The sequence below is a fragment of the Catenibacillus scindens genome (genome assembly GCF_014202115.1).
Taxonomy (GTDB): domain Bacteria; phylum Bacillota; class Clostridia; order Lachnospirales; family Lachnospiraceae; genus Catenibacillus; species Catenibacillus scindens.
In genome coordinates this window covers 58,097-70,444 of record NZ_JACHFW010000015.1, presented here as the reverse complement: position 1 = coordinate 70,444, position 12,348 = coordinate 58,097, and the positions used below count along the sequence as shown (strand labels likewise).

Annotated in this window: 13 protein-coding genes; 10 read left to right on the top strand and 3 right to left on the bottom strand. The window is 48.3% G+C overall.

What is annotated here, in order from left to right:
- The first annotated feature begins 39 nt into the window (after window positions 1–39).
- The 7 genes from HNP82_RS14880 (at window position 40) to HNP82_RS14850 (ending at window position 6,835) form a co-directional block, all read left to right on the top strand.
- Entirely contained in the window at window positions 40–738 is a 699-nt protein-coding gene (locus tag HNP82_RS14880; RefSeq protein ID WP_183775992.1) for a metal ABC transporter ATP-binding protein, read from the top strand.
- Window positions 731–1,555 carry a metal ABC transporter permease gene (locus tag HNP82_RS14875; RefSeq protein WP_183775990.1) on the top strand — a complete coding sequence of 275 codons (825 nt, stop codon included), beginning with the start codon at window positions 731–733 and terminating at the stop codon, window positions 1,553–1,555. Before HNP82_RS14880 ends, HNP82_RS14875 begins: the two co-directional genes overlap by 8 nt.
- A gap of 80 nt (window positions 1,556–1,635) precedes the next feature.
- On the top strand, window positions 1,636–2,658 hold the full coding sequence (locus HNP82_RS14870) for a glycosyltransferase family 2 protein (RefSeq protein ID WP_183775988.1): 1,023 nt from the start codon (window positions 1,636–1,638) through the stop codon (window positions 2,656–2,658).
- A gap of 250 nt (window positions 2,659–2,908) precedes the next feature.
- Window positions 2,909–4,261, top strand: a complete 1,353-nt coding sequence (gene rlmD / locus HNP82_RS14865) for a 23S rRNA (uracil(1939)-C(5))-methyltransferase RlmD (protein WP_183775986.1) — start codon at window positions 2,909–2,911, stop codon at window positions 4,259–4,261.
- Entirely contained in the window at window positions 4,258–5,229 is a 972-nt protein-coding gene (locus tag HNP82_RS14860; RefSeq protein ID WP_183775984.1) for a diacylglycerol/lipid kinase family protein, read from the top strand. The genes rlmD and HNP82_RS14860 overlap by 4 nt, the downstream gene beginning before the upstream one ends.
- Before the next feature lie 188 nt (window positions 5,230–5,417).
- Window positions 5,418–5,816 (top strand): C-glycoside deglycosidase beta subunit domain-containing protein, encoded by a 399-nt coding sequence (locus HNP82_RS14855; RefSeq protein WP_183775980.1) that lies wholly within the window; start codon window positions 5,418–5,420, stop codon window positions 5,814–5,816.
- A gap of 17 nt (window positions 5,817–5,833) precedes the next feature.
- The gene (locus HNP82_RS14850; RefSeq protein ID WP_183775979.1) at window positions 5,834–6,835 is read left to right on the top strand and encodes a sugar phosphate isomerase/epimerase family protein; all 1,002 of its coding nucleotides are present in this window, start codon (window positions 5,834–5,836) and stop codon (window positions 6,833–6,835) included.
- 55 nt (window positions 6,836–6,890) lie between these two features.
- On the opposite strand, the gene HNP82_RS14845 is transcribed toward HNP82_RS14850, so the two are convergent.
- Window positions 6,891–7,952 (bottom strand): nucleotidyltransferase family protein, encoded by a 1,062-nt coding sequence (locus tag HNP82_RS14845; RefSeq protein WP_183775978.1) that lies wholly within the window; start codon window positions 7,950–7,952, stop codon window positions 6,891–6,893.
- A 290-nt stretch (window positions 7,953–8,242) separates the two neighbouring features.
- Here HNP82_RS14845 and HNP82_RS14840 point away from each other — a divergent pair, with 290 nt between their 5' ends.
- A complete protein-coding gene (locus HNP82_RS14840) occupies window positions 8,243–8,737 on the top strand; it encodes a hypothetical protein (protein WP_183775977.1) in 495 nt (164 codons plus the stop codon).
- 3 nt (window positions 8,738–8,740) lie between these two features.
- Complete coding sequence (gene ybaK / locus HNP82_RS14835) at window positions 8,741–9,235, top strand: Cys-tRNA(Pro) deacylase (RefSeq protein WP_183775976.1); 495 nt, start codon at window positions 8,741–8,743, stop codon at window positions 9,233–9,235.
- A 99-nt stretch (window positions 9,236–9,334) separates the two neighbouring features.
- Here the strand turns inward: ybaK and HNP82_RS14830 are convergent, their stop codons facing one another.
- Window positions 9,335–10,264 (bottom strand): diacylglycerol/lipid kinase family protein, encoded by a 930-nt coding sequence (locus tag HNP82_RS14830; RefSeq protein WP_183775974.1) that lies wholly within the window; start codon window positions 10,262–10,264, stop codon window positions 9,335–9,337.
- 14 nt (window positions 10,265–10,278) lie between these two features.
- Window positions 10,279–10,668 (bottom strand): VOC family protein, encoded by a 390-nt coding sequence (locus HNP82_RS14825; RefSeq protein ID WP_183775972.1) that lies wholly within the window; start codon window positions 10,666–10,668, stop codon window positions 10,279–10,281.
- 379 nt (window positions 10,669–11,047) lie between these two features.
- Between HNP82_RS14825 and HNP82_RS14820 the strand changes: the two genes are divergently transcribed.
- Window positions 11,048–12,265 carry an ABC transporter substrate-binding protein gene (locus tag HNP82_RS14820; RefSeq protein ID WP_183775970.1) on the top strand — a complete coding sequence of 406 codons (1,218 nt, stop codon included), beginning with the start codon at window positions 11,048–11,050 and terminating at the stop codon, window positions 12,263–12,265.
- Window positions 12,266–12,348: the final 83 nt, after the last annotated feature.

The following is a 12,348-nucleotide window of genomic DNA, read 5'->3' as shown; positions in this document are numbered from 1 at the left end:
TGAACTGATATGTAATATTGTGCGGAAACGGAGTGGAAAATGGAATTACTGACCATTGATCATGTATCAATCGCATATGAAAATGAGAGAAATTTTGCCGTGGAGAACGTAAGTTTTTCCGTATCCGGGGGAGAGTATATCTGTCTGATCGGAAGCAATGGCTCCGGGAAAAGTACGCTGCTCAAAGGCATTACCGGTCTTGTCCATGTGACACGGGGCAATATTGAACGCCATGTGAAGCCGGATGAGGTTGCCTATCTGTCCCAAAACCATGGCATCGGGCAAAATTTTCCGGCTACAGTCTATGAGGTGGTGCTGTCCGGAACCCAGCGCCGGGATAAATGGCGGCCCTTCTATACAAGGGAGGACAAAAAGACAGCCCGTCAGGCTATGGAACTGTTTGGCGTGACCGAATTTAAAAATCGCCGGATCGGAAATCTTTCCGGAGGACAGCAGCAGAGAGCTTTGCTTGCCCGGGCGTTTTGCCGCCGGCCAAAGCTTCTTTTGCTGGACGAGCCCTGCGCCGGACTGGATCCGGTGATTACAAAAGAATTTTATGAAATTTTATACCGGTTGAATAAAGATGAGAAGATTGCCATTTTAATGGCCAGCCATGATATGGAGCAGGTGGAAAATTACGCCGGACGGGTCATTGTCATGGATCAGACCGTGGAGTTTGACGGGACAATCCAGCAGTGGCGGGAAAAAATCAGTGAAGGGGGCGGCGTTCATGTCTGATCTGTTGAATATGTTTTCTTACAGTTTTATCCAGAGGGCTCTTATTGTAGGGCTGCTTATCTCCCTGTGCGCTGCCCTTCTCGGTGTGATCCTTGTGCAGAAGCGCTACTCACTCATCGGCCATGGGCTGGGGGATGTGGGCTTTGCGTCCACCGCTTTGGCTGTGGCTCTTGGACTGCCGGTGCTGGCCGTCTCGGCTCCCGTGGTGGTAGTGGCGGCCTGCGCTATTATGTTTTACAGTCAGAGGGTGAAGAGCAGTGGGGATGTGGCCATCGGCATGGTTGCCACAGGTTCTTTGGCTGCAGGCGTAGTCATTACGGCCGTGTCCGGCGGTTTTAATGTGGATGTCAGCGATTATATGTTCGGAAGCATTCTTGCCATAAGCGATGGGGATGTGATCTTGTCCCTGATTTTGTCAGCGGTGATCATTGTCCTGTTTGCGGTCTGCTATAATCGTCTCTTTCTTGTCACCTGCGATGAGACTTTTGCCCGGGCCAGCGGCGTCCGCGTGGGATTTTATCAGTTTGTCATTGCTCTTTTGACCGCCCTTACAGTGGTTCTCGGCATGCGGATGATGGGAAGCCTCCTCATCTCCAGTCTGATCATTTTCCCGGCGGTGACGGCGGGAAAACTGGTAAAAAGTTTTAAAGCGGTGGTGATCCTGTCCGTCATTTTATCTATGGCATGTTTCATTATGGGGATTTTACTGTCCTTTAAAATCAACCTTCCTACTGGGGCAAGCATTGTCATTGTCAACATTGTAATCCTTGTAGCTGTGTCTGTTATCCGGTGGGCCGCAAATCTTAAAAAACATTAAAGACAGTTCCTTTTTCCTTGTATTTCCCAAAGTTTTGGGATATGATAAGAAATAGAGAACTTTGAAAGGAAACAAAGACAATGAAAATCATTACTTTTGCTGTTCCGTGCTATAATTCGGAAAGCTATATGCGGAAATGTATTGATTCCCTTCTGGTGGCCGGGGACGACGCGGAAATCCTCATTGTGGATGACGGCTCTACCAAGGACAATACACCTCAGATCGCCGATGAATATGAACAGAAATATCCAGGAATCTGCCGGGCCATTCATCAGGAGAACGGCGGCCACGGCGAGGGGGTGAATACAGGACTTCGCAATGCCACAGGCATGTATTACAAAGTGGTGGATTCCGATGACTGGTTGGATAAGGACAGCCTGATCAAGGTCATTGACAAGCTGAAAAGCTTTCGCCGGGAGCGCCGCCGGGTGGATATGATGATCTGCAATTATGTCTATGAGCATGTGGAGGACGGGACATCCCACACTGTGAAGTATGGCAATGTGCTTCCGACAGATCAGGTGTTTGGCTGGAGCAGAGTGGGACGTTTTCGGGTGGATCAGAATCTTCTCATGCATTCAGTAATCTACCGGACAAAGGTACTGCGCAGGAGCGGTCTGGTGCTTCCTAAACATACCTTTTACGTGGACAATCTTTTTGTCTATGTTCCGCTGCCCTATGTGAAGACCATGTATTATATGGATGTGGATCTTTACCGCTATTATATCGGGCGGGCGGACCAGTCGGTTAACGAGCAGGTGATGATCAGCCGTATTGACCAGCAGATTTATGTAAATAATCTTATGATTAACGCCTACAGCCTTCCCAAGGATGTAAATAACCGCCGGCTGTCCAGATATATGCTCAAGTATCTGGCCATGAGCAGCCTTGTTACGTCGGTCATGCTGATTATTTCCGGCACAGAGGAAAACCGGAGAAAGTTAAAGAAGTTCTGGCGGGATTTTAAGGCAAGAGATCCGAAGATGTACTGGCGCATCCGCATTGGAGCCCGTGGTTTGGCCAGCAATCCTCCGGGACGGTGGGCGGAGCCTATTGTTATTAAAGGATATCATATTACTCAGAAAATGTTTAAATTTAACTAAGACATACCAGTGACCGTGTGCGAAAAACGGAAGTTTTTTGCGCCGGTCATGTTGTTTATCAGATGTGGGAAGACTCCCGCCTCTGCAGGCGGCGAGTATAACAAACTTGTATCAGCGGCGGGAGTCAATCCCCCATCTGATAAACGCTCCGCGGGGATGCGCAGGGATTCAGTAAGGAAGATGTCAGCTGAAGCTGACCCGAATCCCGCGCCAAGACCCGCGAGCGGGTCTTGAACAGATGGGAGATGCCATGAAAAATAAAAAAGTTTATCGGGTTCGCGCCAAATCTCTGGACAGCCAGGGACGGGGCGTTGTTAGTTTTAATCATTCCATGATACCTGTTCCCGGTTTGCTGCCCGGGGAACTGGCCCAGATCGTTTTGTACAGAAAAGGGGATGAAACCCTGGGGCGTATCCTGTCTATTGTTGAAAAGTCCGGGGAGCGGGCGGAGGCCGTCTGTTCCTGGTCTCAAAAGTGCGGAGGCTGTCAGCTTTGGTCTTTGAATTACGAGGCTCAGTTAAAGTTTAAGCAGGAGCAGGTGGCCCGCCTTTTTAATACGGTGAAAAATGTAGGGTCCGTTCTTGGAATGGATGATTTTGCGGGGTACCGCCATAAAGTCCACGCAAGCTTTGGGCGGGACGGAAAGGGGCGGATCATCGCGGGAATTTATGAGGAACATTCTCACCGCATTTTACCGGTCACTGATTGCAGGATACAAGATCCCAGGGCCAACGCTATTATTGAGGAAATTTGCCGGGAAATGGAAGAATACAAGATCCAGCCCTACGATGAAGATACCGGGCGGGGGATGCTGCGTCATGTGCTGATCCGCAGCGGCTATAAGACAGGACAGATCATGGTTGTTTTTGTGGTGGCCACTCTGAATTTTCCCAAAGGGGCGGTCCTTGGGAAAAATCTTCGGAAGAAATTTCCAGACATCAGAACTATTGTATACAATCAAAATAATAAAAAGACAAGTATGGTTCTGGGTAAAGATCAGGAGACTATTTTTGGTCCGGGGTATATCGAGGATGAACTGTGTGGCATGACTTTTCAGATCTCTCCCAAGTCTTTTTACCAGGTGAATCCAAAACAGGCGGAAGTTTTGTATACAAAAGCGATGGAAATGGCGAAGCTTACAAAACAGGACCGGGTTTTGGACACGTACTGCGGCACAGGGACTATCACCCTAATTGCTGCGAAATATGCCGGGGAAGTGACAGGCGTGGAGTTAAACCGCAGCGCGGTAGAGGATGCCAGGATTAATGCCGGGAAAAATCATATGGATCACGTCACTTTTGTCTGTGCCGATGCTGCCCGCTATATGGAGCAGGCACAGGCAGTCTCCAGCCGTTACTCCGTGGTTATTATGGACCCGCCCAGGAGTGGGAGCAACCCTGTATTTTTAAATGCTCTGGGGAAAATGAAGCCAGATCGTATAATCTATATTTCATGTAATCCGGCAACACAGAAAAGAGATGTGGATTTTTTAAAGAGATACGGTTACCGTATCGACGCTCTCCAGCCGGTAGACATGTTCCCAGTGACGGCGGAGATTGAAAATATTGCCCTTTTGCGGCGGGGAAGGGAGAAGCATAAATGAAAAAAATGTTATTCATTTCCAATTTGAGAGCCGGGAAAAATCAGATCCGCCCTCATTTCGCGGCGATTATTGACATGTTTGTGTCGGCCGGATATGAAGTGACCGTACATACGACCCAGGCAGCAAAAGATGCCAGCCAGGTGGCGGCCAGCCGTGGCGGTGATTATGACCTTGTGGTATGCAGCGGCGGCGATGGCACTCTGGATGAGGTTGTATCCGGGCTTCTCACCCTGGAATCAAGGCCTCCAGTGGGCTATATCCCTGCGGGGACGACCAATGATTTTGCTAAAAGTCTGGGAATTTCATCCAATATGACAGCGGCGGCGGCCAATGTTTTAAAGGGAGAACCTTTTGCCGTGGATGTAGGAGTATTTAATGAGCGGCATTTCGCCTATATCGCCGCCTTTGGCGCCTTTACCGATGTGTCCTGGCAGACACCCCAGCAGCTTAAAAACACTCTGGGCCATCTGGCCTATTTAATCGAGGGACTTAAAAGTCTTCCCACAACCATCATCCCTCACCGCATGACGGTGGCGTTTGACGATGAGGTGATTACCGACAGTTTTGCCTACGGCATGGTGACTAATTCAGTGTCTGTGGGTGGATTTAAAAGTATCGGTATTAAAGAGATGGAGCTGGATGACGGTCTTTTTGAGATGCTTCTTGTCCGTATGCCAAAAAATATTTTTGAACTTCAGTCTATTCTAAGCGCCCTTCTCATGCAGAAAGTGGATGAAAGATATATGTTTTTTGCCAGAGTCAGTCATGTCCGTTTTTACTGTGAGGAAAATCTTTCCTGGACTTTGGATGGAGAGTCGGGAGGCAATTTTAAAGAAGTGGAGATTTCCAATCTCCGCCAGGCTATACAGATCATCCGGCCTCAGGATAAGGCCGAGCGCCAGAAGGTGAAGGAGGAGTATGAGGCTTTAGACGGGGATATTCCCCAGGATGATTCCGTCCGGGAATGAAAATATACAACATTTTTTAGTAAAGCCTGCGAAACCGCGGGCTTTCATCTTTTGCAAACTATTTTTCAATTTTTGATGTGCCATTTTTCATCCGACCTTATTATACTATTAATTGTAAGGCGTTGCCTTTTTACTAAACCAGCTCAATGTTGGATAGTTATTATAATAATCAAAAAGGAGAGGATTTTATGCCAGAGTTTGGGACAAGTATTGTGTGTGACCAGGGCTTTAAAAATGTCTTTGAAAATGGCGAGCCTGTAGGTTTTCAGGTGCGTATCCGCATCAGCTATTACCGGGGAATACCGGTGAGTCTGCTGGAGGGATATGAGGTTGTTGTGGACGGAGAGGAGTTTACCAACAAAGATATTTCCTTCTCCCTGGACGGAGAAAAGTTTTACACCATGGAAGAACTGGGCTGCCAGACGAAGCTTCGGTGGGAATACGGGGATAAGGCATATCTCCATATTAAAAAGCCGGGAGGATTGAAGAGAGGTTTACATAATGTAAAAGTAACTCAGCACATTAACGTGCCTTACCTGCCTTTTGCCACAGGTTTTTATCAGGAACGGAAAATGACCATTGTTTAAATCGGGAGGTATGGACCATGAAGAGTAAAATTAAGTTTGGAGTTTCTTTATATAGTTATCAGGATGAGTTTTTCCGCCGGACAATGACCCTGGAAGAGTGTATCCAGGCGGTGGCGGATATGGGCGCCGACGGCATTGAGATCATTCCGGAGGAGATGATCCGGGATTTCCCAAATTTAAGCGATGAGTTTTTGGACAAATGGTTTGGGTGGATGGATAAATATGGCACAAAGCCGGTGGCTATTGACGCTTTTAACGATGAGCGGACCATCTATAAGCACATGGGAAAGGAGATGCCCTTTGATGAGGTGGTGGCTCTCCACAAAAGTTATATTGACGTATGCTACAAACTGGGCTGCAAATATATCCGCGGCATGGAGACAGATGAAAAGGTTTTGCGGGAGCTTGTGCCCTATGCTGAGGAGAAGGATGTGTATATCGGCCTGGAGGTTCACGCGCCCCATGGCATTATGACTGAGCGCACCCAGAATTTTCTCAATATTAAAGAAAAAATCGGTACAAAGCATATGGGCATCATCCCGGATTTCGGTATCTGGGAGAAACGGGGCGTGCCTGTGATCATTGAGCAGTGTATTCGTGACGGGGCGCCCAGGGAATCTGCCGAGTTTGCCGACGAGAAGCGCCGTGCCGGATGGACATGGGGGCAGATGCAGCAGTGGCTGGACGATAAAAACGCAACACCCATTGAGCGGGATGTAGTCCGCCGGGCCTTTTGCTTAACTCAGGACGATCCACAGCTTCTCCGCCAGGCCATGCCTCACATTCTCGGAATCCACGGAAAGTTCTGGGAGATGACCGATGAACTGGAGGAGGCCAGCGCGGATTATGAAAATCCTATGCGGATTCTCATTGAGGAAGGCTATGACGGCTATATTAATTCCGAGTATGAGGGCGGAAGACACATCCAGGATATTGAGGAAGTCCGGGGTGTGGAGCAGGTGCGCCGCCACCACGCCATGATGCGCAATATTGTAGACAAGATCGAACGGGAAGGATAACCATTTAACTGAGGCAGCTTTGTCCTGGCTATGCCTGATGCCTGAACTGCTGCGGTCAATTTTTCCTGGAGAGAATGTAAAGTTTGTGGGCCCGGACATCCAGAGAGGCAATCCTCTGTATGGCCGGGTCAGCCTCTTTTGGGACATGATCCCAGCTTTGGGGAGTGGTAAAAAACAGAGGCGTCCATGTGTGGCTGCGTATATAGTCGGCCAGATCATCCCCTCCCGGCCGGGCGCACAGTCCCCGGAAATAAAGGGAAAAGCCGTAGAGGCGGCAGATGGCGATATCTGATTTTCGCATATTTAAGATCATATTCAGCATATAGCGGCGGATATTGGCCTGGGATCGGGTTGGGGTTTTTAAGCGGGCGCAGAACGTGTCAAAGGAATCATAGCTTTCTCTGGCCTGAAGAATGCTTTGGGTCAGCATGGAAGTTCCACCGTAAATTTCATCCATGTTTTTGGGACCGTAAAAAAGTGCATATTTAAGCAGGGAGGAGAGATAAGCCGAAGGTTTGTGCCAGATATTTTCTCTGCTTTTTGGGGAGAGATCCGGGGCCTGGATCAGCCGCGGGACGATCTGGCTGTAAAGGCGTTTGAGGGCTCTGAGATATTCGGCGGCAAAAATGTTTACCGGATTTTGTAAAATTTCCCCGCCGCCTTGGATGGACATACCTACGGCCCTGGCTTGGGCGTCATAAAAAGACATGCCCGCTATTCTAAAGTTCCGGAGCCGGAGCTGATAGTCCCGATTTTCCATAAAAAGAAAACGGGCTGCGTCAAATAATAGATCTGTGTAGGATGTGTCGCAGGGTATGTAAACTTCATCCACGCACCGAAGGCTGTCCAGCATGGAGACTGCGGCGTAGGCGTAGGTGTCCGGGCTGGAGAGGACGCCAAAGACCGGAAGCTCAATGACCAAATCCACACCGGACAAAACCGCCCTTTTTGCCCGGTCATATTTATTTTCCAGGGCAGGGATGCCCTGCTGTATAAAATCTCCGCTCATAATGGCGATTACATAGTCGGCCTGGCTTATTTCACGGACCTGACGTATAAAATTCTGATGTTTTGTTCCAAAACCATTAAATTCTTCAATGATTGCTGCAATTTTCATAATTACAATCCTTTCCCTGAATTATAAGCGTAGAAATACTTTTTGAGCTGTTATTCCCGCGGGCATTGAGCCAAGCGGCTTCGTTGCTTCCAGCGGGGAAATTGACTAAATGATCTCCATTTAAGTTTAAAGGATTTTATAACAAAATTCCAGTGCCCTTTTATTTTATCGAAGGGGAGGATGGACAGCGGTATTTTCCCTGTGTTTCCCCGCTTCTTTAGGGTTGACAGGGGGAAGGGACCGGGGTATAGTTGAATTAACATCATTAAAAGAATCAGGAGGGACTCAAAATGAAAAGATTGTTAGCGCTGCTGTGCGCCTGCCTGTGTGTGATAGGCATTGTAAGCGGATGCTCGGCGTCTGCCAAGGAGTTTGACACCGGGGTGGGCATGACAATGACACTGCCCGGAAGTTTCAAAGAACAGGACGCATCTCAGGCCAACGGAGCTACAGCTTATTATCTGTCCAACACTGCCGGCGTTGTCGCATTAAAGGAAGATTTTTCAACACTTGAGAATGCGGGACTTTCCGCAGATATGACTTTGGATGAGTACGGACAGACCGTTATTGACGCCAACAGCCTGAGTGTCCAGCTTCAGGAGGCTGACGGGATCAAGTATTTTGTATATGAAAACAGTGTGGACAGTCAGGATTTTACCTATTACGCCACAGTTTTTGAGGGCAGCGACGCCTTCTGGCTGATTCAGTTTTTCTGTGAAACGAAAAACTATGACCAGCTTCAGAGCGACTTCTTGGAGTGGGCTAAAACAGTGAAGGTGTCTTAAAATATGTCCAGGGAAAAAGAGGTCAAGACCAATGCCATGCGTTTTCTGGATAAAAAGAAGATCCCCTATAAAGTTGTCCAGTATGAATGCGATGAGTTTACAGACGGCATGGCGGTGGCGGATAAAACAGGAATAGAGATAGAGCGGTCCTTTAAAACACTGGTCACCCATGGTCGGAAGGGCGAATACTATGTTTTTGTCATTCCGGTAGCTATGGAGCTGGATTTGAAAGCCGCCGCGAAGGCTGTGGGTGAGAAGTCCGTGGAGATGCTTCATGTCCGGGATCTTCTGGCGGTGACCGGTTATGTTAGGGGCGGCTGCAGCCCTTTAGGCATGAAGAAGCACTATAAAACAGTGATGGACAGCCGGATTTTAAATTTTAGAGAGGTGGCTGTCAGCGGAGGCCGCATCGGTTCCACTCTGCTTATGGCCCCGGAAGATCTTTTGGGGGCTGCCCAGGCTATGACAGGGGATATTGCCAGAAATGAAGATGAATAATTTAAGACCCGCTTGCGGGTCTTGGCGCAGGAAACGTCATAATAAAAATTATTATGACGTTTCCTATAATTTTTAAAGAATCCGGCTTTGCCGGTTTTTTTAATATATAAAATGGATCTTGCCGGCCTCGCACCAGATGTGGATATCCGTCTGAGGGCGGTAAGTCTCCCCGTCTGTATGTACAGGGTAGGGCCTTTCCAGGGATACATGTATATCTTTGCCCCTAAGTATTTTTACGCCGTGGAATATGGGATGTATTCCCAAAAAAGCTGTGGGGAGAAGTACAGGGATAATCCCTTTGAAGAAATTATAGATCACACATATATCCAGCTTTCCATCACAGGGGGAAGCTTTTGGGGTGAATTTAAAGCCGCCGCCTTCATAGGGAAGATTGTGGGAAGAAGCAAAGTAGAAACGCTTAAAATCCATGGTTTTCCCGTCCACGGTTATGGAAGCTTTTTGAAGACGGATGCGGAATAACTGCTTTAAAGAGATGACCGCATAGGTCAGTTTCCCAAGATGGAAAGCGTTGAGAACATTTTTTATGGGAGAGTGGAGAGCATCATCGGTAACGTAGGCGTCAAAACCGATACCGCTGCTGACAATGAAGCGCTGTTCCTTTGTTCCTGGCGCCTTGACAACGCCGTAATCCAGCCAAACCTCATGCTTTTTACGTAAAATATTGTGAAGGGTCTGTGCCGGATCGGCCCCTTTTTGTTCCATGCCCCTGGAAAAGTCGTTACTGGAACCCAGAGGAATATAGCCTAAAGACACCCGGCTAAAGTCCTTGATGCCATTGACCGCTTCATTGAGGGTGCCGTCGCCGCCCAGAATGACAATAGTCACGGGAGAGCCGCCCGGACGAGTAAGCTGCTCCACGATCTGAGTACAGTGTCCGGGGAAATGGGTGTAAAAGACTTTCCATGGGCGGCGGGAAGCACGAAGAGCGGGCAAAAGCTTATCTTTCCAGATCTTTTGGCCTTTGCCCGTCCGGGCATTGGGATTAAGGATAAAATAATATTTCATCATATCCCTTTTTCTCTTTAGCGGGAATAGTCAAAAAGCTCAATGCGCTCGCCGGCTGGCCCTCTGAAGAAAATGTTCTTTACGCCGTTGGGATAAAAGTCCGGCATCTTAGTGATCTCTTCGGTCTCAAAGGTGATTCCCTCGGATTTCAGCTTTTCAACAAGGGCTTCGATTCCCTGAACCTCAAGGGCGATGTGGTCTACGGTGCCGGTATGGCCGCAGCCTTCGTTCTCCACAAATTCGATAATACAGCGACCGCATTCCACAAATTCCAGGTGAAGACCATTGGCCTCATAGCTGTAGTAGGGGCGGAAGCCCAGATGTTTTTCATAAAACTGGGCGCACTTTTTGGCGTCTGTTGTGAATACGCCGATGTGGGCAAGACCGCTGATGAGATAATTTTCCATAATAGATTCTCCTTTTCGTTAATTGAATGCCGACCGTAGACGGCATACTCAGGTTACTGTTTATTCTGTGAAAAGTAAACTGTTTGCAGTAATTACAGTATATCAGATAAAAAGAGGGCTGGCAATAGACGGATAATGTTTGTATATTAAATGGTAGGATGGCCATGAACGATGAGAACAGAGGAATCCGCACCAGACACTGCGCTGCGTTTAAGTGATGAACTATTACAAAATTAACATAAATCTCTGGCTGTGGCGTTGACAAAAATCATAAAAGGCAGTATGATATGAGACAGACATTTGACAGCGGAGGACAGACATAATTCAAAATAAATGAAAAAAGTCAGCCGATATTTCCGGCTAAAGGAGGAATTTGAGGATGAAAAGAAAGTTTTTATGTGCCGGCCTTACTGCGGCGATGGTGTTGTCTTTAGCAGCATGCGGGGAAAGTGCGGGTTCAGACAGTCAGGCTGCGGCTTCCGGAAGTGAAAGCCAGGCTGGGGCAGCAGGCGCTACAGCAGAGTTTATTGTAGGTGGTATGGGGCCCCTGACCGGGTCTGCAGCGTCTTATGGTATTTCTGTGCGCCAGGGCATTGAAGTGGCAGTGAACGAGATCAACGCCGCAGGCGGTGTGACCGCCGGAGATACAACGTATTCTCTGAAAATGGTTTTTGCCGATGACGAAGCTACTGAGGACAAAGCGGTGAGTGCTTACAACAGCCTTATGGATCAGAATATTAACGCGTTGGTGGGTGCCACAACAACAGGGTGCTGCATGGCTATCGCCGATATTTCCAACCAGGATAACCTTCTCGTAGTCACACCATCCGGCTCCGGTGTAGACTGCGTAAAGAACCCCAATGCATTCCGTATCTGCTTTACAGATACACTTCAGGGCGAGACACTGGCAGATTTCGCTGTTAATGAGATGGGCGCTCAGAACATTGCCGTTTTATACAGCAATTCCAGCGATTATGGTACAGGTATCCGGGATGGTCTTGTGTCTAAAGCTGAAGAACTTGGGGCAACGATTGTAGCTAATGAGGCTTTTGCCGATGCTGATGTGGATTTTAATACACAGCTTACAAAGATTAAGGGCACAAACGCCGATGTGATCGTTGTGTGCGGTTACTATCAGGCTGCCACATATATTACAAAGCAGGCTGCGGATATGGGACTGGAGATTCCTTTTCTTGGAAGCGATGGCTGGGACGGCGTACTTGAAACAGTGACCGATCCGGCGACTGTGGAGGGCGCAGTATTTTTAAGCTCTTTCTTCTCAGCGGCCACCGATGAAATGACATCCGGTTTTGTCAGCACTTATGAAGAAAATTACGGCTCCACTCCGGATCAGTTTGCTGCGGACGCCTACGACGCTGTTTATGTGATTAAAGCTGCCATGGAGCAGGCCGGAAGTATTGACAGCGACGCTCTGATTTCGGCAATGCACCAGGTACAGATCGACGGACTGACAGGTGCAGGGCTTTCCTTCGATGAGAACGGTGAACCTAATAAAGATGCCAAGTTTATCCAGATTTCGGACGGCGCTTACACTATTTACGGTGAAAACGGCGGGGAAGAGACAACTGCGGAATAACTTTTGATATACACAAGTCCAGAGGGCGGCGCCGCTTGGCGCCGCCTTTTTGTTACAGAGAAAACAGGGCTTCTTAATGCTTA